This is a genomic window from Tropicibacter sp. S64, assembly GCF_049803835.1.
GTDB lineage: Bacteria > Pseudomonadota > Alphaproteobacteria > Rhodobacterales > Rhodobacteraceae > Pacificoceanicola.
Window position 1 is genome coordinate 1 of the sequence record NZ_JBNAGK010000027.1, and the last position, 24,269, is coordinate 24,269.

Genomic DNA, 24,269 nt, shown 5'->3' on the forward strand with positions numbered 1-24,269 from the left:
ACCCATTCGGAGGCGCAGGTGGCGCAGATTGCCGGGTCGATCCGGGCGTTCGGGTTCAACAATCCGGTGCTGGTCGATGGCGGGAACGGCATCATCGCGGGCCACGGGCGGGTGCTGGCGGCGCAGAGGCTGGGGCTGGAGCGCGTGCCGGTGATCGAGCTGACCCATCTGAGCGATGCCCAGAAGCGCGCCTACATCCTCGCCGACAACCGGCTGGCGGAACAGGCGGGGTGGGATCGGGCGTTGCTGGCGCTGGAACTGGGCGACCTCGCGGCGCTCGACATCGACCTTGGCAGTCTCGGCTTCGATGGCGCGGACCTCGATGCGTTGCTGGGCCACGGCACAGGCGATGCGCGGGAGGAGGAGACGCCGGAGCCGCCGTCCAATCCGGTGTCCAGACTCGGCGACCTCTGGCAGCTCGGGTCCCACCGGCTGCTCTGCGGGGATGCCACGGACGGGGCGGCGGTCGCGCGTCTGCTTGGTGGGATACAGCCGCACCTGATGGTCACGGACCCGCCTTACGGCGTGGATTACGACCCCGCCTGGCGCAACGAGACCGGCGCTGCGAAGACCAAACGCACGGGCAAGGTGCTGAACGACCACCGGGCCGACTGGCACGAGGCCTGGGCGCTGTTCCCCGGCGATGTGGCCTATGTCTGGCACGGGGCGCTGCACGCGACCACGGTGGCGGAGAGCCTTGTCGTCTGCGGCTTCGAGATCCGCAGCCAGATCATCTGGGCCAAGGAACGGTTGGTGCTGTCCCGGGGGCACTATCACTGGCAGCACGAACCGTTGATCTATGCCGTCCGCGGCAAGGGGCACTGGACCGGCGACCGCAAACAATCGACGCTTTGGAGCATTGCGAACCGCGATCAGGACGCCACCACCGTGCATGGCACGCAGAAGCCGGTCGAATGCATGCGGCGGCCGATCCTGAACAATTCCAGCGCCGGTCAGGCCGTCTACGAGCCCTTCGCCGGGTCGGGCAGCACGCTGATCGCCGCCGAGACCACGAAGCGGGTGTGCTACGCCATGGAACTCAGCCCGGCCTACGTCGATGTGATTATCCAGCGTTGGCAGGGGTTTACCGGCAAGCCCGCCGTGCTGGACGGCACCGGGCAAAGCTTCGACGCCGTCACCAGAGATCGGGAAGGCATCGCCGCATGAGCCAGTCCCGCAGCCAATCCGCCCTCGAGGCCCTCGCCAATGTCGTCGTCGGCTATTGCACCGCCTTTGCCCTGCAAGTCGCGCTGTTCCCGCTGGTCGGCCTCGCCGCTGGGCTCGGACAGCATCTGGCCATCAGCGCGGGCTTTACGCTGCTCTCTCTCCTGCGCAGCTACGCCCTGCGCCGTCTGTTCGTCCGGCTGGGCTGATGCGGCGCGGACGCAAACCCTGTCCAAAGTCGGGCACCCTCGCGGAAACGCCGCTCAACGCGCCTCCTCGCTGCCCGGACCACCTCTCCCCCGTGGCGAAGAAGGAGTGGCGACGGCTGGCCACGCCGCTGCACCGCGCCGGCCTGCTGACCATCGCGGACCGTGCGGCGCTTGCGGCCTATTGCCAAGCCTGGGGGCGCTGGGTGGACGCCGAGCAACGCCTTGCTGACACCCCGGCGCTCCTGAAGACGCCGAGCGGCTATGTCCAGCAGTCGCCCTGGCTGACGATTACCAACAAGCAGCTGGAGCTCATGGGGCGCTACATGACCGAGCTTGGCCTGACGCCCGTGGCCCGGACCCGCATCGACATGCCGGTGAGCGGCGCGCCCGAGCCAGTCGACAAGATCCAGATCACGATCGTGGGCATCGATGAATTCGGACAGCGCTTCGAGAAGCCGATGGACGGCTGGAACCCGAAACCGCCCCGGACCGACAAGCCGAGGGAGCCGGTTCAGATTACCCTCGACAGGGATCTTTGATCTTTCGGGACTACACTTCGGAGCCCTGTCGAGCGACGTACAGACCTGCCAAACGAAGGTTACGCAGGTGTGTACATGGCCCGCAGCACTGCCCCAAACCGGCTCGTCGCCTACGAGCGCGTCTCCACCGCCCGCCAGGGCCGGTCCGGTCTCGGGCTCGAGGCGCAACGGGCTGCCATCGATGCCTTCGCCGGGGCGCGGTCGGCCGAGGTTCTCGCCCGCTTCACCGAGGTCGAAAGCGGAGGCCGCAACGACCGCCCGGAACTCGACAAGGCCCTCAGCCTCGCCCGCCTGACCGGCGCCACGCTGGTCATCGCCAAACTCGACCGCCTCTCGCGCAACGCCGCCTTCCTGCTCACCCTGCAAGCCAGCGGCGTCCGCTTCCTCGCCTGCGACATGCCCGAGGCCAACGATCTGACCGTCGGCATCATGGCCCTCGTCGCCCAGGCCGAACGCGACGCCATCTCCCGCCGCACCAAGGAAGCCCTCGCCGCCGCCAAGGCCCGCGGCGTCCGCCTCGGCAACCCCAACGGCGCCGCCGCCCTCAAACGCGCCGGCAAAGGCGGCACGGCGCTCCACGAGACCGTCCGCCACAACGCCGACAGCTTCGCCCGCGACCTCGCGCCAGTGATTGCCGCCCTGCAATCCGAAGGGCATACTTCGCTTCGAGCATTGGCCACAGAGCTCAACGCCCGCGGCATCCAGACCCGGAGAGGCGGGCGGTGGCATGTGTCGAACGTCAGGAACCTGCGCTCCCGGATCGCGCAGCTTCACGCCGTGACCTGACCTTCGGCCGGGTTCATCGACACAAACATTGGACAGGTCGGCCCGTGTCGGCATTTGTCGGAAACTGACAGGATTCCAATGAGCAAGCGTCTGGGGTATAGTTATTCCAACCCCCGGGGGTGGGTCTATCTTTGCACGTTCTCGACCGCGACCGGCGGGGGGAGCACAATTTCCAGGATGCCAGAATTCGAAGAGGGGGTCATGCGCGGACGCAAACCCAAACCCAGCGGGCTGAAGCTGGTCACCGGCACCGACCGCGCCGACCGTCGCAATCCGGGTGAACCCAGACCAGTGCCGCGCTGCCCGGACCCGCCCCCGCATCTGACGGCCGAGGCCTGCGCGGAGTGGATCAGGATCAGCCAACAACTCTGCGCCCTCGGCATCCTCTCGGAAATCGATCGTGCTGCCCTGGCGGCCTATTGCCAGGCCTACGGCCGCTGGGTCCAGGCGGAGACTGCCCTCGATCAGATGGCCACCCGAGACCAGCTGACCAAAGGCCTGATGATCCGAACCAAAGGCGGCAACGCCATCCAGAACCCGCTCGTCGGCACCGCAAACAAAGCGATGTCCGACATGATGCGCTACGCCGCCGAGTTCGGCATGACCCCCAGCGCAAGAACCCGGATCAGTGCAGAGAATGACGCCCATGCCATCGGCTCGGAATTGGCGGAATGGGGGCTGTGAACCGCAGGTGTCCCTTGCCGGTTCCCGCGCTACCGCCATTCACACTTTGCTTTGGCCATCCGGATGCCAATGCTGCAGAGTTTGGCAGGCCTGTGATCTGCCGTTCGCATGTTGGCACGGGGGGCGGTCTCAGCATGTCCTCAAGGTGCATAGACCTGTCAGAAACGGGAAGTCATTGATATCACCGTCAAGAAATCAGAGGTTTGCTATCCTGCGTGCCGGGTAACAGCGGTGTCATTCGCTCTTTATCGTCCCGCGACGAGGGCATGGACCAGAGCCCACAAGTCCGCGATCTCCGCTTCCTGCGCAGCGAACCGGTCATCCTGTGCCGCAATCCAGGCCGCCTGTTCGTCCAACTGTCGCGCCTGTGCGGCGTTCTCCTCGTGCAACTGCCCGATATAAAGATGCGCCTTCTCCAGCTCGTTCAGCATGCCGCCGGTCATCGCGGTGAGGTTGAACGGCCCGTCCTCGGGTGTCGGTCCGACGTTCGGTAAATGCTTGTTCGCCTTCATCAGCGCCGCCTGCTCGGCAATCGTCGGCAGCGGATAATCCTCGTCGAACACCCGGTCACAGCCCGCCGAGCAACTCCCTGCGGTGTATAGCTGGCCTTCGATCGTCAAGTCGCCATCGGCGGTCAGGGTCATCTCCGGCCCGTCGTTCACGCCGTCGGTGATGATGAACCGGTTCGGCGCGGCGTTTTCATGCACGAAATACCACGTCGTGCCGCTGCCAGTGTTGTCGAGCGTGAAATAAGACCCGCCGTTGCTGGCCATCTTGAACATCTCGCGCGCCACACCCGCATCGCCGCCGGTGTTTTCGACCGTCAGGCTGGCGGTGCCGTCGTCGCGCGCGATATGCAGCGGCACGGCGGGCGTTCCGGTGCCAAGCCCCACGCCGCCCGCATCATCGACGTAAAGCGCATTGTCCGGTGCCGCCCGTTCGAGGCGGATCGGCGTGGTGCCTGCGGTCACGTCCGCAATGCTGAACCCGGTTTGCCCGATCACCCGCCAGCTCTGCGGCGGCAGCAGCCCGTTGCCGGTTTGCTCGAGCCGCAGGCTGGGGCCGAAGGAGCCGACCATGTGCAGCCGGTCCTGCGGCAGCATGGTGCCCAGCCCGATGCCGCCGCCACTGTCGATCCAGAGCGCGTTCTCGGGCGCGCCGCCGTCGACGCTGAAGGGGACAGTGGCGGCATCCAGATCCTCGATCGAAAACCGCTCTATCCCGCCGTTGAAGTTGTCGTTCACCCGCAGCCGCCAATCGCGCCCGGGTATGCCGCCGGTGCCGGACACCTGGTTGTTGCGGAACTCGGCCCAGGCCTCGGGGACGCCGAAGACCACCAGCGGCACGGTCCCGTTCAAAGACACGTTCTTGCCGCATTGCAGACCGAGGCAGGCACTGCCGAAGCTGGCGCTATCCCGGACGTAGAGATCGGCAACATTGATGTTGCCATCCTGAATTTCGACGCCGTTGTTGAAGATGTCCTGCGCAAAGGCAGGGGCAGCGAGGGCCGCACCGATGAAGAGGGCGGAAAAGGCGCTTTGGCGAAATGTCACGTCAGGCTCCCGGAAATGATGTGCCTGCCTGACGTCCGGAGGTGCTGGCACGGTGATCGGAATTCGAAAGGGCCGGACACCCGCGATCTGATCCGGCCAGTTAACAAGGTGCGGGTCCGCCCTGTCAAACCCTTGCCCCCGTCAGCGGGCCGCGAGCGTCTCCACCAGCGCCTCGAGCCGCGCGATGCGGACGTTCATCCGTTCGGCCTCTGCGGTGCGCATCCGGTCGCGCTCTTCCAGTTCGGCGATATAAAGATGCGCCTTCTCCAGCTCGTTCAGCATGCCGCCGGTCATCTGCGTGATGTTGAAAGGACCATCCTCCGGCGTCGGCCCGACATTCGGCAGGTGTTTCAACGTTTTCATCATCGCCGCATGCTCGGGGATGCTTGGCAGCGGATAATCCGCATCGAACACCCGGTCACAGCCGGCGGTGCAGCTTCCCGTGGTGAAAATCTCGCCCTGCACCGTCAGATCGCCCTCCGCCGTCAGCGTCATCTCCGGCCCGTCCGCCACGCCATCGGTGACGATGAAGCGGTTGGGGGAGGCCTGTTCGTGAGTGAAATACCAGGTCGTGCCGCTCGCCGTGTTGGCAAGGGTGAAATAAGACCCGCCGTTGTTTGTCATGTTGAACATTTCGCGGACGGCGACCGAACTGCTACTGTTGTTCTCAACCTTGATCCCGGCGGTGCCGTCGCCGCGCTCGACGTGCAGCGCGGTGTCGACCTGAAACGCCCCGAGGCCGACACCGCCGGTGTCCGTAACCCGCAGCGAGTCCGTGGGCGCGCCGAGCGCAAAGCTCACCGGCGCGGTGAGACCGGCGCCGCCCAGAATGGTCAGCACGCCCTCTCCGAAAAGACTGGCGCCCATGGCGATCCGGGCGGTGTCGGAATAGATGACACTCCCGGTGGTGTCTTCGGCAATCAGCTCGAGCGCGGTTCCGAAACCGTTGACCGCTGAATCGTAAAGGGTCATTTCGCTTTGCGGGAGGCTGGTGCCTACCCCGATGGCCCCCTGACCGCTCACGAACAAGGCATTGCTGCGCGCCCCGGCCTCAAGCGCAAGGACCGCCCTGCCCACGTCGTTATCGAGGAACAACAACTGGTTCTGGTTATCCGCCGACGCCCCGTTGGCCTGAATCTTCCAATCCGTACTCGGGTAGCCGGTGGATGATGAGGTATCCTGGAATTCGATGCCCGGAACAACGCTCTTGAGTTTCAGCGCGTTGCCCACACTGTTCGGATAGGTCTCCGGGTTCAGGCAATCCGCACCGATGCACAGGTGATCGTAGATCGTCGTGTTCTGCGCATGCACATCCTGCGCACCGGCCGAACATGGCAGGACGACAGCCAGGATACAGAAGCCCAGACGGCGGTGCGGTGCGACCTTCGGGAAAATGGGAGCCATGGATCAATACCTTTCTCAAAATATGGCGACCCTGAGTTCCGTCAGGAGATCAGGTCGCGAAATCGCAGATGCGGGGACATGTCCCGCGCAGGTGCCCGCAGAAAATGGTGTGCGGGTCGGGAAGGCGGAGCGTTTTCCGGGGTCCGTCAGGCCTCCGGTTCCCTCCACCCGAGAGCCCTTTGCACCTTTCCCCTGCGGAAACTTTGGCATCGCAGGTGCCGATCTGTCAAATTCCGCAGGTCACTGCGCAGACAGGGCCGAGACAAGGGCCTCCAGCCGCACGACCCGCTCTTCCAGTTCGGCGATATAAAGATGCGCCTTCTCCAGCTCGTTCAGCATCCCGCCGGTCATCTGCGTCAGGTTGAACGGGCCGTCCTCGGGGGTAGGGCCAACGTTCGGCAAGTGTTTCAGCGCCTTCATCAGCGCCGCCTGCTCGGGGATGCTCGACAGCGGATAACCCGCATCGAACACCCGGTCACAGCCGGCGGCGCAGCTCCCGGCGGTGAAGAGCTGGCCCAGAATGGTCAGATCGCCTTCCGCCGTCAGCGTCATCTCCGGCCCGTCGGCCACGCCATCGGTGATGATGAAGCGGTTGGGCGCGGCGTTTTCGTGCACGAAGTACCAGGTTGTCTTGGACAACGAATTGTCGAGCGTGAAATACGATCCACCGTTGTTCGTCATGTTGAACATCTCGCGCGCGGCGGTAGGGCTGGATGGGTCGTTCTCCACCTTGACGGCGGCGGTGCCGTCTTCGCGCCAGACATGCAGCGGCACACCGGCGACTGTCCAAGTCCGAGTTCGCCCTCGCTGTCCACCACCACACTGGCTGGCGGCATGGACGATCGGATCGATCAGGTCGACGTCTGGGATGGCGTGCTCTCGGCCGCGGAGGTCAGTGCATCCTATGCCGCAGGTCCCACGGTCTCAGCCGTCCCGCTGCCGGCCACCTAGCCCCTGCTTATAGGGGCCTTTGGTGGCTTCGCCATGCTCCGTCGTCGCCGCCGCACCGTCTGACACCTTCCACACCCGATGACACGAAAGCCCGGCATCTTCATGCCGGGCTTTCACCTATGTGAACCGTCTTTCGTTGGTGACCTTGGAGGCGACCGGCATGGGTTTCTTCGGACTCTACGGCTCGACAACAGCGTTGGCCACGACCCTGACACTTTCGGCCGTGGTCAACTGCATCGGCATCGGCTTCCAGCGCGGCACCTACACGGAAATGGCAGTCGGTGCTGAACGATGCCTCCGGCGCGCCCACGCTCACCGATCTCGGGGCGAGTTTCCCGGTGGCGAGCACGACGAACGTCCTGACCCTCACGCTCCTCGCCGCCCCGAACAGCAGCGAGATCGGGGTTCGGGTGGTCGAGGTGGTCAGCGGGGCGGTGGTCGAGGCTATGCTCGACACCGACATTCCCGCCGCCACGCAGCTCCTGAGCCCGCGCAACTACATGAACAACGGCGCGACGGCGGCGGCGGTCGCATACGATTGCTCGGGGGTCTATGTGGAGACGGATTATTGACTAGACCGGAGTAGGTCAGATTGTCAGGAAAAACCTTGGCGAAGCCAAACTCAAAGTTTGAGCCGCCACATCTTGCCCAATGGGGCCGACCTGGCAAAGTGGTGGATCGTCGACATTCCGGCATGGGCTATTAGATAGACCCAGACAAGGTTGGCGAGTGCGAAGTGAACGGTCATCGCCAGTGAACCATCAGGCTCGGGCGATTGAAGGCCTGCCCAGACCTGCGCCGCATAGACCCCGCCGCTGACCGCCATTGCCGTCATCAGGAGCAGACCGAGCCCGTGAACAGCCGATGCGAAGGGACCGGTTTCCTCATAGGCGGGCAGTCGTCCGTGCATAAGGCTGCGCAAGTGGTTGCCCACGTCCGTTGCGAAGGCGCGGCGTCGTTCGCTCGAAAACCAGGGGAAAAGCGCCGAGGGTGCCGTCCCGCGATGCCGGAACGTCAGGTTCATCCAAAACAAAAGGGCAAAGACCAGCGCCGCGAAACCGGAGTAGCGGTGAAGCTGGAAGATCGCGTCGCCTGCCGTCGTGTCGGTCGGGCCCTGCATGAAGAGGCTTGTGGCGAGTTGGGTGCAGATGGACAGGGCAAGCCCTGCATGGACGAGGCGGGTCGAGAGGCTGTGCTGATCCGGCTGTGGAGTTTCAAGTGCGAGGGACATTGGAGGGAAGCCTTGTTGGCGGGTTGTTCCCCTCATATGGCAGCCGCCGTCCCGGATTGCCTTGCCGCCACCTTACACTTTCGTAAGAACCGTATGCTTCGATTCGAGGGGTTGGAAAACCATGGAAGCCCGCAATCCTGGTCCGTTGTCCTCGAGAACCAGCTGGGCTCGATGCAGAGCGGAGATGGCTGCGATAAGGCTGAGGCCCAGCCCGGTTCCGGGAACCGACCTGCTCGCGTCGAGCCGCACGAACCGCTCCAGCACCCGGGTGCGGTCGGCTTCGGGAATACCCGGGCCATTGTCCGAAACCTCAAGGAAGGGCCGCGCATCGCGCAGGCCGGCCCTGATCCGGACGTGTGCCGGATACGGACAATGCTCGATGGCGTTAGCGACGAGGTTGGTCAGGGCCTGCGAGAGCATGTCCTCGTCTCCCTGTACCTCGACGGGCATCGTGGGTATGTCCAGATCAAGGGTGTGGCCCTTTTCCTCGGCAGAGGCTTGCAGGATCTCGTGAACCGATGCGGCCAGCGCTGCCAAGTCGACGGCTTCGTCGCGCCGCGCCACCGTGCCGGATTGCAGGCGGGCAAGACGCAGGATCGCATCGAACGTCGCAGAGATGGCATCGATGTCCATCAGGGCCGAGCCGATTTCGTGCCGGGCCTCGGTCGGCACGTCGGAGGACAGGGCCTGAGGCTCGAGCCGCATCCGGAGCCGTGCGAGTGGGGCTCGCAGGTCGTGCGCGACATCGGTGGAGACCTGCCGGATCGATGCGACGCCTGCTTCGAGCCGATCCAACATCCGGTCCACGCGGGCAGCAAGCGCCGCCAGATCGTCGCTGCCGGTGTCACCGATCCGGCGGTCAAGTCTGCCTTCGCCAACTTCGTCAAGGACCCGGTCCATCCCGTCGATGCGCCTTTCGTTCTTGCGGGCGATGACCACGGCAAGTCCCATGGACAGAAGCGCGGCAAGCACCAGCGACCAGGCGGTTGTCTGGATCAGGATTTCGCCGCTTTCAGCCACCCATGCTTCGTCTCGTGCCGCGATGACCCAGCCGAGGTCGGTCCGGATGCCGTAGGCAAGATAGGCCTCGGCGTTCTCTGTGCCGGTCACGTCACTTTCCGGAATGTCCTGACCGACCAGCAGCCGTCGCGCGCCTTCGAACGGCTCGGCAACATGCAGGGATCCGAGTGCCTGACCGGATCCGGCATCGACGAAGGAAAAAAGGCTAGAACCGTCCCGGCTGGATCGCACCTGCGCGAGGATCTGTTCCCGCAGGTCAGTCCTGTCCCCTGTCGCTGCGATCCTGGCGAGACTTTCAGTCCCCGACCTGACGTCAGCGGACAGGCGGGCAGTCATCTCTCGCGACAGGAACAGGTAGGCGAGCCCTCCCGCCGACAGTGTGCCGATGGCAAACACCGCCGACAGCGCAAGCGCGAAGCGCATCGACCAAGAGAGCGGCCGCCTCATGGCTGGAGCACGTAGCCGACCCCGTGCAGCGTGACGAGGTAGTGCTTGCCCCAGGGCTTGTCGATCTTGTTGCGCAGCCGGCTGATATGGGTCTCGACCACACTGGTCTTGGGGTCGAAGTGCAGCCCCCAGACCGATTCAAGCAGCACGGTGCGGGTCTGAACGCGGCCGGGCCGTTCCATGAAATGTTTCAGGAGCAGGAATTCGCGCGGCTGAAGGTCGATCTTATCGCCATCACGCGTCACTTCGCGTTTCAGCAGATCGAGCCGCAGGTCGCCGATGACAAGTTCCAGCACCTCATCGCGCGTCGCTGGCCTTCGGCAGATCGTGTCGATCCGTGCAAGCAGTTCGACGAAGGCGAAGGGTTTGACGATGTAATCGTCGGCGCCGCCCCGCAGGCCCGCCACCCGGTCATCGACCGCACCCATTGCCGTAAGCAGGATCGCAGGCGTGTCGATCTTGGCCGCGCGCAGCGACTTCAGCACCGACAGACCGTCGAGCCCGGGCATCATCCGGTCGAGGATCAAGAGCTCGTAGTCACCCGACATCGCCTGAGACAGCGCATCTTTCCCATTGGTCAGATGGTCGACGACATGGCCTTCCCCAGAGAGACCTTTCACCACATAGGCGGCTGTTTCGCTATCGTCTTCGGCCAAAAGAATCTTCATGCGCCGCGGTCTTTCCAAAATGCGCCCCGGCCGCCTGACGCGGCCGGGCAATGGTCTGAATTTTCGAGGGGACGTTCGATCAACCGTCGTTCGTTTCGCCGTCGTGATCTTCTTCGTCCTGGCCGTCGCCCTGATCCTCGTGATCATCCATAGACGAAGACAGCGCCGAGGCGAAGACCTCGCCGGTCTTGGCGTCGATCAGAACGGTCCAGGGCTGGCCGTCGCCGCCGATCACCACCGCCTCGTAGGCCGCGCGCCCGTTCTCGTCGCCAAAGGCGACGGCCGCCAGCGTGCCGGCATGTGCCTGAAGGGCGGCATCACTTGCCTGCTGGATCGTGAGCGATGCGGAGCGGAACATGTCGAGCTCGCTCTGGTCCATGGTTTCGGCCGATGCCGCGAACGGCAGGGCCCCAAGGAGCGCGGCGGGCAGGAGGATCATGGTCTTGCGAAGCATGGGATAGGTTCCTTGTAGAGCACAGGTCTCGTCGCCTGCATTCTACAATTGAGAACCGGTACCACGGATCGCTTTACCGGCTTTTTACAACTTCGTAAGAACCAGACATTTGTGACATTTGCGGTTTTCAGATAGGGTTTCCCGAGAGTAGTCACATCCCGATCACCGAAACGCCGAGCGGACCGGAGTGGGGATGGCCCGACTGAACTTACAATTCCTGCGAAGCGCCGCGCCCATCGTTCTGGGCGCCGGTCTCTTCGCCTTGGGGCTCTATGCGCTCTATCACCTCCTGAAGCCCGTCAACCCGGCCGACGTCGCAGCGCATATCAGGGCGACTCCAATGGGTGCGCTTGCCGCGGCGCTCGGGGCCACCGTCATCGGGTACGTCGCGCTCATGTTCTATGACTGGTTCGGCCTGCGGTTCATCGGGAAAACGCTTGACCGGGGCATCGTGGCGCTTGGCGGTTTCCTCGGCTATGCCTTCGGCAACACGATTGGCGTCAGCGTCATCTCCGGCGGCGCGGTGCGATACCGGATCTATTCCGCCGTCGGCCTGAACGCATTCGAGGTGGCCGCCGTTTCAGGCTACATTGCCGTCGCCCTCGGCACTGGATTGACCCTCGTTGGCATCTCGGCCCTTGCCGTCCATCCCGGCGCAGTCGGTGCCTGGCTCCCCTATGCCCCATCGACTATCCAGATCGTTGCCGCCGGGATTACCGCGGTTTCGGTCGCCCTCATCGCCTGGATGTCCGTCTCGCAGCGTTCGCTGAGCATTCGCGGTCATGAACTGCACCTGCCGCCGCCGGCCGACCTTACCGGACAACTTGTCGTCACCCTGATCGACATCGCCGCTGCCTCCTTCGCCTTGTGGGTTCTTCTGCCTGCGGGAAAGCCCGACTACGCGACCTTCGTCGCCGTCTATGCCGCTGCCACGATGATCGGTGTGCTCAGCCACGTGCCCGGCGGCATCGGTGTCTTCGAGACGGTGGTCATCGGTACGCTTCCGGCCTCGGTGCCGGTCGGAGATGCAGCTGCGGCACTGCTCCTCTTCCGGTTGGTCTACTATCTGGTGCCTTTCGCACTGGCGTTCCTGCTGGTCGCCCTGAACGAAATTCGGCTGGCCAGCGGCTTTGGCGGCCGCCTTCTTGCCGGGGCGCCGGCCCTGCAACCGGCCTTTGCCACGCTGCACGGGTTCTCGCCGGGTCTCGTCGCGACCGTGGCTTTCGGGTTCGGAGCATGGCTTTTGCTGATCACGATGTTGCCATCCGTGCGCGCGGAAGAGATGGCGGAAGGCGACCTCGTCGGTGTGCTTCTGCTCGAAGGCGGAACCCTCGCGTCGGCGATTGCAGGCGTCGCGCTGATCATCGTGTCACATGGCCTCGCGCGCCGGGTTTCCTCTGGCTGGTGGTTCGCCATTGGTGCTCTTTTGGCCGGGGCTGTCGCTTCTCTCCTGAATGATTTCGGGTTCGAGAACGCGGCTTTCCTGGGGGCCGGTGCGATTCTGCTCCTGCCGTTCCGGAAAGCCTTTGACCGACCCGGCCGCCTGACGGCCGGCGTCTTCGATACCCGATGGTTCGCCACGGTCTTCGGCGTCGGGGTCGCAGCCGCCGCGTTCTTCTTCTTCGTGCACAAAGCCGTCCCCTATTCGAATGACCTGTGGTCGGAGTTCTCGCACGACTCGAACACACCCCGCGCGCTCCGAGCGGGGCTCGCAGCGACCGCGCTCATGTTCTTTTTCGGGATCTACCTGCTGACGCGTCCGATCCGGCGGAAGCCGCCCGAGGAGGCGCGGCCAGAAGTAATGTCCCAGGCCGCCGTCCTGTGCGACATGTCCGAAGACCCGCAGGCCTGGCTGAGCCAGACCGGAGACAAGCGGTTCCTGTTTTCCGAAACCGGAAATGCCTTCATCATGTATGCCGTCCGGGGCGGATCGTGGATTGCGCTCGGCGACCCGGTTGGCGATCGGGCTGAGTTCGAGGCCCTTGTCTGGTCCTTTGCCGACCAGGCCGCCCGGTCCAACGCGCGCCCCGTCTTCTACGAGGTCAGCGCGCGCAACCTTGGGCTCTGGGTCGAACTCGGCTTGACTCTGCACAAGGTCGGAGAGGAAGCGGTCGTCCGACTTCCCGAGTTCAGCCTCGCGGGCGGTCGGTTCAAGACTATGCGCGCTGCGATGAACAAGCGCCAGCGGGACGGGTACGAGTTCACCATGTTGACATCGCCCCATACCCCCGAACTCATTGCAGAACTTCGTGCAATCTCGGATGCGTGGCTCGGCGGCAAGACCGGACGCGAGAAGGGCTTTTCTGTCGGGCGCTTCGATCCGGACTACCTGGCGCTGTTCGATATCTCGGTTGTGCGAAAGGACGGTCGCATCGTCGCCTTCGCCAATATTCTGGCCTCAAAGAGCGGCGCACACTTGGCCGTCGATCTGATGCGCTATCTGCCCGAAGAGGCCTCGGGCCTCATGGAAAACATGTTCCTCAGCCTGATCGAACACTACAAGGCGAAAGGAGCGCTGGAATTCAGCCTCGGCACAGCGCCTCTGTCGGGGCTGTCCGAGCGGTCGGTCGCGCGATCGTGGAACCGTTTCGGGCGGCTCATCTATCGTCACGGCGGCGCATTCTACAACTTCGAGGGGCTCAGGACCTTCAAGCAGAAGTTTCAGCCGGACTGGCGCCCGCGCTATCTGGCGCTGCCGCCCAACGTCTCGCCGATGCGCGGAATGGGTGACGTGGCCCTCCTGATTGCGGGCTCGGCGCGCGGCCTGATTGCGAAGTGACTTCATGAACTTGTCTCTCGACCAGATCCTCCCTTCACTCCAGGCGATTGGCGTTCTCAGTTACTGGCTCATCGGCCTGGGCTCGATGTTTGAGGCGTTCTTCGTCACCGGCGTCGTCGTTCCCGGAACACTGATCGTGGATGCCGGCGGCATCCTCGTCCAGCGCGGGTTGCTGGACTTCTTCGATCTCGCCTGGTTCGTCGCGCTCGGGTCGGTCCTTGGATCGGAACTGAGCTATTGGACCGGCAAGTTGGCCATGAACCGCCTTCCGGGCCGCCGGCGCCTCGGGGAGTCCGCCGCTTTTGCCCGCGCCAAAGGACTTTTCGAGAGGCGGGGCGGAATGGCGCTGGTGATCGGCCGGTTCCTCGGGCCGGTGGCGGGGCTCGTGCCGCTCGTCGCGGGCATGGCGGACATGGACCGCCGCAAGTTCCTGATCTGGAACATCTTGGGCAGCATTCCCTATGCCCTTGCCCATGTCGCCATCGGCTATTTCCTAGGCGATGTCATGGGCCGGATCGGCGGATCGCTGACCCGGGTCGCTGTCTTGACCGGTATCGTTCTGCTGGCGCTGCTCATCCTCTGGACCACGCTCTATTCGGCGCTGAGACTTCTGCCGCTCGCATGGGCGGTCATGTCTGCCGCGCTGCGCAATCTCGCAGACCTGCCTGCGGTCCGGCGTCGGATCAAGGACCACCCCGAGATGGCACGTTGGGTCGAGGCGCGACTCGACCGTAATGCGTTTTCCGGGCTGACGCTCAGCCTCTTGACGGTGGTCTTCTTCTACATCGGTACGGTCTGGCTCGACTCCGTCTTCGAGTTTCTCCTCGGCGATCCCTTGCTTGGGCTCGACAACCGTCTGTCCGAGTTGATCCACCATTTCCAGTCGCCGGGTCCGATCCGGGTAGCGTCGTTCATCACCGCCGTTGGAGGCTGGCAGGTCGTTCTGCCGGTCATCGTGGCAGCGCTGATCTGGCTGATGACGGAAGGGCGGCGCGCGCTTGCGGCAGGGCTGGCGGTTTCGGTGGCCGGAAACACCCTTACCGTCGCGGTGCTCAAACTCGCCTTCGGGCGCCCGCGCTCGCCCCTCGGTGTCTTTGTTGAGACCTCTGGCAGCTTCCCTTCCGGACATGCCGCGGCTTCGGTCGCAGCCTATGGAATGCTGATGTATGTCGTCTGGCGGGCGGGGAGGCTCCGTGCCGAGACGGCGCTTCTGCTGGCTGGCCTCATGGCCTTCGCCATCGGCGTCAGCCGCATCTACCTGATCGAGCACTACCTCAGCGACGTCCTGAACGGCTGGCTGGTCGGTGCGCTCTGGGTGACGGTCGGCATCGCGATCTCGGAATGGCGTTTGTCGCGGACGTCCGTTGAAACTGCGCCGATGGCCCGCAGGGCGAGGATCGCAGCACTCGCGGTGGCCGCAGGACTGGCCGTCCTGGCCGCGTCAAACGTCTGGCGCTATGATCATCCCCGCAATGCGCCTGTCCAGGTCGCTAATCAGGTTCTGTCAGATGCTGCTGCTCTGGCGCAAATGGGCCTCCCTGCGCAAACCGAGTCGCTGATGGGCTCGCCGGTGCATCCGGTCTCGCTCGTCGTTTTCGCCCGAGACGAATTTGCTCTTTCCGATGCTGTCCTCGCATCGGACTGGACAGCGGCGCAGCTGCCGACTCCGGGCCTTGTCTTCGACGCAATTTTCGCAGCGGTCGGCGGCAGCGAAGATCCAACCGTCGAGACCGTCTCGCATTTCTGGCGCGGGCAGCCCAACGATCTCGCCTTCGTTCAGCGTGCGTCCGGGGCGACGCCTTCGCTGGCCGATCCGAAACTCCGCTTCTGGCGCACCGAATTCGTCACCGCCGATGGGTTGCGCGCCTTTGTCGGAACCGTGGGTGTCGACGAGGCAGGAGAGACGGAAACGACGCAGACCATTGGGGCCAGCCCGATGCTCCGAGATACTCTTGTTCAGGGCCTTGTGGCACGTGGCGCGACCGTCCTCGCCGCGTCGCACACCTCGGACAACGTCGTGTCCATCTTCCTTCCCTAAGAAAATCGCCTTCTTACCGAAGTGTAAGAAGTACGCCAGACGCTTCGGGAAAGTCCCTGTCAGACCTGCGCATACGGACCTCGGTTGGAGGCCCGCGTGCATATCGACAGGACGCCTCCCATGAACTCCACCCTTAGGAACCTTGCCTTGTCGGCGACGCTGATAGCTGTCCCGGCCGCAGGATTCGCGCTGGCCGAGATGATGATCTCGCCCGCCGCACAAAGCACCGCAGCAACGCAATCGCCCGGGCTGGGCGACCTCTCGGCCTACAAGACTATCGTGGCCGACACCCAGACCATCGCCGCCACCGGCGATTTCGCAGCCGCCGAACACCGCATCACCGACCTCGAAACTCTGTGGGACCAGAACGCCTCGGCCCTGCGTCAGGCCGACCGGGCTGCCTGGAATACGGTCGATGCGGCCGCCGACGAGGCGTTCTCGGCCTTGCGCGCGGGAACTCCCGACCAAGCGACGGTCGATGCCGCGCTTGCTGCCCTGTCCAAGACGCTCGATGCCCCCGTGCCGGCCGCAGCCTCTAGCCCCATTCAATACGTCTCTGGCATCGCCGTGACCGATGAGAGCGGCCGCGCGATCCCCTGCGAGGTTCTGATCGGCCAGCTTCGCACCGCCATCGGCAGCACGACACCGGTCGCCGCTGTCGCCGATCTGCAAACCAAGGCACTCGAGCGCTGCAATGCCGATGACGACGCCCATGCCGACGCCTTCTCGGCGCAGGCGCTGGCCCTTTTGAACGGATGATCCCATCATGACCAATACAGCTATTGCCGACTTCGACGGTCCCGTGTCGCAATCCTCGGGCGTGAACCGGGTGCCCGAAGTCACCCCCGGGTTCTGGCTCATCAAGCTCATGGCGGTGACCATGGGCGAAACCGCCGCCGACTTCCTCGCCGTCAACCTCGGCCTAGGCCTCGGCGCGACGACGGTCCTGATGACCGCCGTCCTTGTCGTGACAATGCTCTGGCAGTTCCGCCAGAAGGCCTACGTTCCTGCCACGTACTGGATCGCGGTGGTCCTGATCTCGGTCGTCGGCACGCTGATCACCGACAACATGACCGACGCGCTTGGCATCCCGCTCATCACCTCGACCATCGGCTTCACGCTGGCGCTCGCCGCCACCTTCGCGGTCTGGTTCGCAGTCGAACGGACGCTCTCGATCCACGAGGTCTTCACCTTCCGCCGCGAGGCCTTCTACTGGTTGGCGATCCTCTTCACCTTCGCGCTTGGCACCGCCGTGGGCGACTTGATTTCCGAGGCCTTCGGCGTCGGCTTCGCCGGAACCGGAGTGCTGTTCGGGCTGATCATCGCCTCGCTCGCGCTCGGCTACTTCGCGCTCGGCCTCGATGGCATGTGGGCCTTCTGGCTCTGCTACATCTTCACTCGCCCGCTTGGCGCTTCCTTCGGTGACTTCCTGGCACAGCCGACCGAGTTTGGCGGCCTCGGGCTGGGCACCATCGTCACCAGCCTTGCCTTCCTCGCGGTGATCGCCGGGACCGTGGTGCTGATGACTACCAGAGCCGCGCCCGACCTCGCGGAATGACCTTCCACCCCTGAAACACGTGCGGTTCCGGCCTACGCCGGGACCGCGCCTTCCCTGAAAGGACCTCGGCCATGACCAATGCTATTCCCGCCGTCTCGACCTCCAACCTCAGCAAATCCTACGGCGACGCAGTTGTGCTGCATCCCCTGTCTCTGGACGTGCCGAAGGGCGAGGTCTTCGGTTTTCTCGGCCACAACGGTGCCGGCAAGACGACGACGATCCGCCTGCTGACCACGCTGCTCGCGCCCAGCTCGGGTGTCGGACGCGTCGCCGGCCATGACATCGCTTCCGATCCGCTGAAAGTCCGCGCCGCCATCGGTTACCTGCCGGAAAACGTGCGTCTCTACGACCGGTTCACGACGCGCGAGAACCTGACCTTCTTCGCTCGACTGTCCGGCGTCGTCAATCCGGCGGACGCCGTAGGCGATACGCTCGACTTCCTCGACATCGCCTCGTTGGCCGACCGCCGCGTCGGCACCTTTTCCAAGGGGATGCGGCAGCGCGTCGGTCTGGCCCAAGCGATCCTGCATCAGCCTGAGGTCCTGTTTCTCGACGAGCCGACATCGGGCCTCGATCCGATGGGGGTGCGCCAGTTGCGTGAGATCATCGAGAAGCTGCACGCGCGGGGCATGACGATCTTCATGAACACGCACCTTCTGTCCGAGGTCGCGCGGAGCTGCACCTCGATCGGGGTGCTGGCCCATGGCAAGCTGGTCTTCCAAGACAGCATGCAGGCCGTCGCGGACAAATACGACGAGCGCAGCCTCGAAGACCTCTATGTCGGGGTCGCGGAGCGCACGCCAGTGGTGGCGGCATGACCCCGGCGCGGCTCATCGCCCGGCAATCGCTGGCCGAACTTGCGCGGGACAGGAGCGTCCTGATCCTGATCGTCTTCTTCGCGGCAATGGTGCTGGTCACGGCTTGGCTGGGCTGGTCGGCGACGAATACTGTCAACGCGATCTATGCCGACGCGGCGACGTATCTGTCCGCCTCGGGCCAGCCTGTGCCGCCGAACCCGGTCAGCCAGACCGCGCCGCTCGCGGTGCTGCGCAACCTCGGCGTCTACATCAGCCTGATCGGCGCTTTCGGGTCCATCGTGATCGGCCAGCTTCTGATCGAGACCGACCGCCGCGCAGGCACCTTGCCGCTGATCGGCGCGCGCCCATTCGAGCGCCGCGATCTCGCCCTTGGCAAAATGCGGGCACTGGTGACGGCAACGGGGGCGATGATGGCGGTCGCCGGGGTCATCTCGGTCGCGACCCTCTTCACCATCCCCTCGCTGGTCGTCGGACCGGTGGACCTCTTGCGCCTTGCGCTGTTTCTGGTCGCTGGCTGGGCCTACATCACCATCTTCGGGTTCGTGGCGCTTGGGGCCGCTGCCCGCATGCCCGCCACCGCGAGCGGCCTGATTGCGGCAACCGTCGTCTGGCTGGTCATGACCTTCGTCCTGCCCGAACTGACCGCGAACGTGCATCCGACCGCCGCGATCAACCCGGTCTCGACGCTGGCGAACACCCCTGACTCGGGGTTCTTCCATCTGATGTCGCGGGTGCTGGGGCCGCTGTCGCTGGCCGAGGGTTTTGCCTGGGCTTCGGGGGACCTCCTGAGCTTCCTGCCCGATGGCCTGACCTCCCGAGGTCCGATCCCGCCCGCTGTTACCCTTCCAGTGGCGCTGATCTTCGCCGGCCTCTTCGCCGCGCGTTCTGCCGCGAAACTCAATCTCAACGCCGGAGGCCCCGATGCCTGAACTCCTTCCCAGCCTGTCCGGCAGCGTCATGACCATCGCCCTGCGCGATGCCCGCGAGCAGCTACGCGACCGGTTTCTTCTTTGGGCGACGCTGGCCCTCATCGCCGCCGCGGCCGTATCGCTGGTCACGGGCGCGATCGCGCTCCATGGCGATGCCGCAACCTATGCCGCCGCGCGGGCGCAGCTTCTGGCGCTCGGCAAGGACGCCTCCGCCATCGCGGCGCCCGAGTTCTACCCGCTGAAACTCATGCGCGGAATGATCGAGCAGATCGAGATCATGGGCGCCGTCATCGCTCTGGTGGCAGGCTACCGCGCCGCGGCGGCGGAGAGGGGGCGGCAGACCCTCGCGCTGATCCTGACCCGGCCGATGCCGCATTGGGCCTATACCCTTGCCAAGATCATCGGTGGCATGGGCCTTGCGGCGGTCTCGTTGGCCGTCGTCTTCCTCGCCACGGCGATCCTCTTGCCTATCGTTTCCGGAATCGGGCTGACCATGGGCGATGTCGGACGGCTGGTCCTGACATGGGCGGCTGGCGTCTTGTATCTTTCTGCTCTTTTCACGCTTGGCTTCGGGTTCAGCCTCTGGGCAAAAAGCCCCGCCAGCGGCCTTATCTACGCCTTCGCGCTCTGGATCCTCGTCGTGCTCGTCGCGCCACAGATCGGCGACACGATGGACCCCGACAACCAGGTCGCGGGCGGCGTATTTGCCCAGCTTTCGATCCCCAAGGCCGAGCAAGACCGGATCAAGGCCGGGTTCGCCGGATACGAGACATTCCGCAACGGGATCGAAGTCGCCTCTGTCACCAAGCACTTCGAGCGCTTCACCTTCGCCGTCCTCGGCATCAAGGACACCTATACCGGTGCGCCGCTGGCCAAGGTGATGGCCGAGAAGCAGGGCGACCTGCTCTTCCTTTTCCTTTTCTCCCTCGGGCTGGGCGGCCTCGCGCTGCTGCGTCCGATCAATCCCGACCGTCTGACCAAGGAGTCCTGACATGAAGACGATCACGACAATGACCCTCACAGCATTGCTTCTGAGCACCAGCCTTGCGCATGCCCAGACCACGACGACCGATACCGATGGCGACGGCGTGCCCGACATCTCCGAACCGCTTCTGCACACCGACCCGATGAACCCCGACACCGATGGCGACGGTCAGAACGATCTTGCTGACAACGATCCGGTGAACGCCGCCGATCCCACAGTCGCAGGCGGTGCTGCGGCGACATACCGGATTGGCGAAGTTCTGGTCGAGAACAACGTCGATCCCGCCACGCACAAGGACGCGCCCGATCACCTCGAGATCCAGGTCCTGAACGACGGCGCCGCTGATCTCTCGGGGCTGACCGTCTATTACACGATCACCGACGCCGACAGCGGAGCGAAGGAAATCTACCTCTACCACCCGCAGGTGACCGTGCCCGCCGGCGGAGAGGCCCGCATCCACATCGACGAAGGCGCCGCACCGGGCCATCTGCGGGCAAACCCCAACTCGCTCTATGTGACCAGCCTTGCCGGAAAGCACGTCACGGTCTCGGTCCAGGCCGACGGCTTCACCGCAGTTCAGGGGACCGTGGAGAAGGATCCGGGCGGAGCTGAAACCGCGGATTGACAGGTTTGGCGCCGGAGGAAACGCTCCGGCGCCACAATGCATGTGCGGCCTCAAGCGGTGGAGAAGGTTGGATGTGAGGCCCACCCCCTCCGCCATATGCCCTAGGGAACTGTTTCTCCACGCCCGCTGCCGGGAATATTTTCCCGTGTTTTCAAAGGGGTTTGTGGGGAAGGCTGAACACCTTCGCAGCGGCCGTTGACCCAAAATCCGTTCTCTCAGCCGGTTTTTCTCTGGACCTGATGAGTGCGCTGATTTGGTGAATTCTTTGCAAGAACCTGTAAAAAAAGAACTTTCCGGAAGAGCAACCTGAACACTTCGACCGGAGTCGCGTTCCCTGAGGTGGAGCAGAAATCGAACATTCGCTGATTGTCCGGGTATGTATCGAAGCATTGAGATTTCCGCAGTGCAGCATTGTTGCAGGCACTGTAGGAAGGGAGGACGGTGACCTACCGTTCGCCGCGCATGTCACGATCCACAGCAGTGCGCAGGGAGCGGACTTGGGCGAACATGGCGAGTGGAATACACCGCGCCTTCGGCGCGGTCGGGAGTGGCTGGTCGCGGGGCGTGGCTCCGCCTACGCCTCGCTCTCTGCCACTCCCGACGGCGGCTCCGCCGCACTTGCCTGAGCTCCCTGCTGACCTCGGGCAGGACGGAAGCCCACATCGCCGAAGCGGTTGTCGGGCGCGTACCCGGCGCGGTACGCGGACCGGCAGAACCTGGCGTCGTTGCACCAGGAGCCGCCGCGCAGGACGCGGTACGACTCGCCATCTCGCCGAGATGCTTGCCGGGCGGAGCCGTCAGGCGCAGCGCCCTCATGGTTGTCGCTCCAGATGTCAGCGCACCATTCATAAACGTTGCCGTGCATCTGCCACAGGCCCCACTTGTTTGGACGGAACCTGTGGGGCTTCACGGCGACAGTTTTTCCCCAATACACATCATTGGGCGCATCATCGTAGGGATAGTTCCCGTCGTAGTTCACCTCCTCAGGGGTGATCGTTTGGCCGGAGAATTGCCGAGCTACAGTGGGCTCGAAAGGAGTGCGCGACCCTGCACGGCATGCATATTCCCATTCAGCCTCCGACGGCAGGCGGAGTTCTAATCCCGGGATCAATGCATTCAAGCGCTGCAAGAATTCCTGAGCTTCGTCCCAAATCACCTCCGTGACAGGGCAGTCCGTGTCTGTCGTCGCGCTTGTCATGTGATCCATAACGGCATCGAAAAGCGCATTGGCAACCGGAGTGTCGAACAGCCAGAACCCTTCGGCGAATGTGACTTCGACTTGCGGTCCTTCGCCATCATGTCGCTCGTCTTCGGTTATTGGCGACCCCATCAGAAATTGACCGGGCGGGCACCAGCGCATTCTCTGCGTGACTTCGCCCACCGCAAACTCAACGAAGACGCCGCATTCGTCCTGCCCCCAACCACTGGCCCAATCCGGAGGGTAGCCGGAGGCCAGCGGGTGCCATTGTGGTTGTGGGGGTGCCTCTTGTATCGGAAAGAAACCGCTTAGGATCCTCGCCTGATCTTCTTCGACCTTGAGGAGCGATACCATGCCTGGCCAACGTGATGCATCCCACCTGTCGATCCCGAGGGCTGCATAGACGTCATTTCGGAGTATCGGCTTTTCCGGAAATGCGTGGGTCACCTCAAAATAAATGTGCGGTTGCATTCGATGCCGCGTGTCCAGTTTAAGTCGCGCCCAACCAACAATTCCTCCGTCGTCTCTGGGGCGGTATCCCGGGCTAACACGATCAACAGTCCGCCAGATGATCACAAAATCGCCGTCTCGCGCCTCGCGGCTGATAAATTTCGGTCCATATGGGCTGATCTGCCACTTCTCTCGCAGACCGGGCGCCAATCGCTTTTCAAGAGAGCGGTTCTTGTCGAAACGATACTGCACCAACCAAACAGTCATTTCTTTTTCGCCTTCCGAACCCAGGTCGGCCGCCAGCGAGCCTTCGCACGGGATCTCCCGCCTACCAGCGCGCCGGCAGCCTTTCGGTTTCGGCGAACGGCTTTTACCCCGGACGCCATGAAAACAGGCCTGGTCAGGCCCGGCGATGCCACACCGGTCGGGAGCTCGGGCAGGACGGAAGCCCACATTGTCGTTGCGTTTGTCGGGCGCGTTCCTGTTGAGCTCCTCCCCGAAAATCGGACAGTGACGGAAGCTACTATCTGACGTCTGCTGGTCTCTAAGAACGAGGAGATCAGAACATGTCGAAACGCAGGAACCATGACGCGGGCTTCAAGGCTCGCGTGGCGCTGGAAGCCCTGAAGGGCGAGCGCACGGTGTCGGAGCTGGCCGCGGAATACGGCGTGCATCCGACCATGATCCATCAGTGGAGCGAGCCATTGTGCGCCATTGGTTCAAGAACAATGGCGAGCGCGCTGCTTGAAGGCGCATCTGACATTTTCGAGCGCGGCGGGAAGAAGAAGGCCGAGGTCGACGAGGAGACGGTGCGGTCGCTTCACGCCAAGATCGGGGAACTGGCCGTCGCCAACGATTTTTTGTCCAGAAAGCTCAAGCCTTGGACCGGCAAGTGAGGCGCGGGATGATCGAACGCTCTCACCCCACGCTGTCGGTCGGGGCGCAATGCCGCCTGCTGTCGATCTCGCGGTCGTCGTTCTACTACGCACCGCTGGGCGAGACCGCAGTGAACCTGGCGCTCATGCAACTGATCGACCGGCAGTTCCTCGAAACCCCGTTCTACGGCGTCCAACAAATGACCTGGCACCTGCAGAACGAGGGCCACGCTGTGAACGTGAAGCGTATCCGGCGGCTGATGCGGCTCATGCGTTTGATGCCGATTTATCAGAAGCCGAACACCAGCAAACCGGCCAAGGGGCACAAAACCTACCCCTACCTGTTGGGTGGCCTGCGGGTGGAACGGCCCAACCAGGTCTGGTGCGCCGACATCACGTACCTTCCGATGCGGCGGGGCTTCCTCTACCTGGTTGCCATCATGGACTGGTTCACCCGCAAGGTGCTGACTTGGCGCATCTCGAACACGCTCGAAGCCGACTTCTGCGTCGAGGCGCTGAACGAGGCGGTCCACCGCTTCGGCCCGCCCGAGATCATGAATACCGATCAGGGGTCGCAGTTCACGTCCTTCGCCTGGACCGACCGGCTGAAACGGATCGGCACCCGGATCTCGATGGACGGCAAGGGCCGGTGTCTCGACAACATCTTCATCGAACGCCTCTGGCGGTCCCTGAAGTATGAGTGCGTCTATCTGCACGCCTGGGAGACGGGCTCGCAGGCGAAGGCCGGGGTTGGCCAATGGATCACCTTCTACAACCACCAGCGGCCTCACGCCGCCCATGGCGGACAGCCGCCCGCCGTGGTCTACTTCAACCAGATCGAAACCGACCAGCAGGGGCAGAGAGTAGCTTAAACCACCCCGGAAACTGGCCAAAAGATGGGGAG

The 24,269-nt window shown here is 64.0% G+C and carries 23 protein-coding genes; 15 read left to right on the forward strand and 8 right to left on the reverse strand.

The genetic code is table 11. The features are described from left to right. The 5 genes from ACP159_RS25115 to ACP159_RS25135 all read left to right on the forward strand — a co-directional run. The coding region (locus ACP159_RS25115; protein WP_425100247.1) for a site-specific DNA-methyltransferase at positions 1–1,167 on the forward strand (1,167 nt) is incomplete at its 5' end. Continuing rightward, entirely contained in the window at positions 1,164–1,373 is a 210-nt protein-coding gene (locus ACP159_RS25120; protein ID WP_425100246.1) for a DUF7220 family protein, read from the forward strand. The genes ACP159_RS25115 and ACP159_RS25120, both read left to right, overlap by 4 nt. Beyond that, on the forward strand, positions 1,373–1,912 hold the full coding sequence (locus ACP159_RS25125; protein WP_425102428.1) for a phage terminase small subunit P27 family: 540 nt from the start codon (positions 1,373–1,375) through the stop codon (positions 1,910–1,912). The genes ACP159_RS25120 and ACP159_RS25125 overlap by 1 nt, the downstream gene beginning before the upstream one ends. 75 nt (positions 1,913–1,987) lie before the next feature. Then, positions 1,988–2,698, forward strand: a complete 711-nt coding sequence (locus tag ACP159_RS25130; protein WP_425102429.1) for a recombinase family protein — start codon at positions 1,988–1,990, stop codon at positions 2,696–2,698. Positions 2,699–2,899: 201 nt separating this feature from the next. Continuing rightward, positions 2,900–3,382, forward strand: coding sequence for a phage terminase small subunit P27 family (locus ACP159_RS25135; RefSeq protein ID WP_425102430.1), 483 nt, complete (start codon positions 2,900–2,902; stop codon positions 3,380–3,382). Positions 3,383–3,627: 245 nt separating this feature from the next. On the opposite strand, the gene ACP159_RS25140 is transcribed toward ACP159_RS25135, so the two are convergent. The 3 genes from ACP159_RS25140 to ACP159_RS25150 form a co-directional block, all read right to left on the reverse strand. After that, complete coding sequence (locus tag ACP159_RS25140; protein WP_425102431.1) at positions 3,628–4,935, reverse strand: hypothetical protein; 1,308 nt, start codon at positions 4,933–4,935, stop codon at positions 3,628–3,630. Between the two features lie 141 nt (positions 4,936–5,076). Then, complete coding sequence (locus ACP159_RS25145) at positions 5,077–6,339, reverse strand: hypothetical protein (protein ID WP_425102432.1); 1,263 nt, start codon at positions 6,337–6,339, stop codon at positions 5,077–5,079. A 240-nt stretch (positions 6,340–6,579) separates the two neighbouring features. Next, a complete protein-coding gene (locus ACP159_RS25150; protein WP_425102433.1) occupies positions 6,580–7,113 on the reverse strand; it encodes a hypothetical protein in 534 nt (177 codons plus the stop codon). Between the two features lie 458 nt (positions 7,114–7,571). Here ACP159_RS25150 and ACP159_RS25155 point away from each other — a divergent pair, with 458 nt between their 5' ends. Further along, the gene (locus ACP159_RS25155; RefSeq protein ID WP_425102434.1) at positions 7,572–7,862 is read left to right on the forward strand and encodes a hypothetical protein; all 291 of its coding nucleotides are present in this window, start codon (positions 7,572–7,574) and stop codon (positions 7,860–7,862) included. Positions 7,863–7,912: 50 nt separating this feature from the next. Here the strand turns inward: ACP159_RS25155 and ACP159_RS25160 are convergent, their stop codons facing one another. The 4 genes from ACP159_RS25160 to ACP159_RS25175 all read right to left on the reverse strand — a co-directional run bounded on the left by ACP159_RS25160 (position 7,913) and on the right by ACP159_RS25175 (position 11,110). After that, a complete protein-coding gene (locus ACP159_RS25160; protein ID WP_425102435.1) occupies positions 7,913–8,521 on the reverse strand; it encodes a cytochrome b/b6 domain-containing protein in 609 nt (202 codons plus the stop codon). 72 nt (positions 8,522–8,593) lie between these two features. After that, positions 8,594–9,964, reverse strand: a complete 1,371-nt coding sequence (locus ACP159_RS25165; protein WP_425102436.1) for a sensor histidine kinase — start codon at positions 9,962–9,964, stop codon at positions 8,594–8,596. Between the two features lie 20 nt (positions 9,965–9,984). Then, positions 9,985–10,656, reverse strand: a complete 672-nt coding sequence (locus ACP159_RS25170) for a response regulator (RefSeq protein ID WP_425102437.1) — start codon at positions 10,654–10,656, stop codon at positions 9,985–9,987. A gap of 79 nt (positions 10,657–10,735) precedes the next feature. Continuing rightward, entirely contained in the window at positions 10,736–11,110 is a 375-nt protein-coding gene (locus tag ACP159_RS25175) for a PepSY domain-containing protein (RefSeq protein ID WP_425102438.1), read from the reverse strand. 193 nt (positions 11,111–11,303) lie between these two features. On the opposite strand from ACP159_RS25175, the gene mprF reads away from it, so the two are divergent. The 8 genes from mprF to ACP159_RS25215 all read left to right on the forward strand — a co-directional run bounded on the left by mprF (position 11,304) and on the right by ACP159_RS25215 (position 20,842). Beyond that, entirely contained in the window at positions 11,304–13,889 is a 2,586-nt protein-coding gene (mprF, locus tag ACP159_RS25180; protein ID WP_425102439.1) for a bifunctional lysylphosphatidylglycerol flippase/synthetase MprF, read from the forward strand. Positions 13,890–13,893: 4 nt separating this feature from the next. Then, positions 13,894–15,927: a VTT domain-containing protein gene (locus ACP159_RS25185; protein WP_425102440.1), complete on the forward strand. Its 2,034-nt coding sequence runs from the start codon at positions 13,894–13,896 to the stop codon at positions 15,925–15,927. Between the two features lie 120 nt (positions 15,928–16,047). Then, entirely contained in the window at positions 16,048–16,686 is a 639-nt protein-coding gene (locus ACP159_RS25190; RefSeq protein ID WP_425102441.1) for a hypothetical protein, read from the forward strand. Positions 16,687–16,693: 7 nt separating this feature from the next. Beyond that, positions 16,694–17,485 carry a hypothetical protein gene (locus ACP159_RS25195; protein WP_425102442.1) on the forward strand — a complete coding sequence of 264 codons (792 nt, stop codon included), beginning with the start codon at positions 16,694–16,696 and terminating at the stop codon, positions 17,483–17,485. A gap of 71 nt (positions 17,486–17,556) precedes the next feature. After that, complete coding sequence (locus ACP159_RS25200) at positions 17,557–18,303, forward strand: ABC transporter ATP-binding protein (RefSeq protein WP_425102443.1); 747 nt, start codon at positions 17,557–17,559, stop codon at positions 18,301–18,303. After that, positions 18,300–19,232, forward strand: coding sequence for an ABC transporter permease (locus tag ACP159_RS25205; protein ID WP_425102444.1), 933 nt, complete (start codon positions 18,300–18,302; stop codon positions 19,230–19,232). The genes ACP159_RS25200 and ACP159_RS25205 overlap by 4 nt, the downstream gene beginning before the upstream one ends. After that, entirely contained in the window at positions 19,225–20,223 is a 999-nt protein-coding gene (locus ACP159_RS25210; protein WP_425102445.1) for an ABC transporter permease subunit, read from the forward strand. The genes ACP159_RS25205 and ACP159_RS25210 overlap by 8 nt, the downstream gene beginning before the upstream one ends. 1 nt (position 20,224) lies before the next feature. Then, on the forward strand, positions 20,225–20,842 hold the full coding sequence (locus ACP159_RS25215; RefSeq protein WP_425102446.1) for a hypothetical protein: 618 nt from the start codon (positions 20,225–20,227) through the stop codon (positions 20,840–20,842). A 574-nt stretch (positions 20,843–21,416) separates the two neighbouring features. Here the strand turns inward: ACP159_RS25215 and ACP159_RS25220 are convergent. Next, positions 21,417–22,757 carry a formylglycine-generating enzyme family protein gene (locus ACP159_RS25220; protein WP_425102447.1) on the reverse strand — a complete coding sequence of 447 codons (1,341 nt, stop codon included), beginning with the start codon at positions 22,755–22,757 and terminating at the stop codon, positions 21,417–21,419. 299 nt (positions 22,758–23,056) lie between these two features. Here ACP159_RS25220 and ACP159_RS25225 point away from each other — a divergent pair. Next, a protein-coding gene (locus tag ACP159_RS25225; protein WP_425098180.1) for an IS3 family transposase occupies positions 23,057–24,237 on the forward strand; the annotation gives its coding sequence in 2 pieces (ribosomal slippage) (positions 23,057–23,354 and positions 23,354–24,237; 1,182 coding nt in all). Positions 24,238–24,269: the final 32 nt, after the last annotated feature.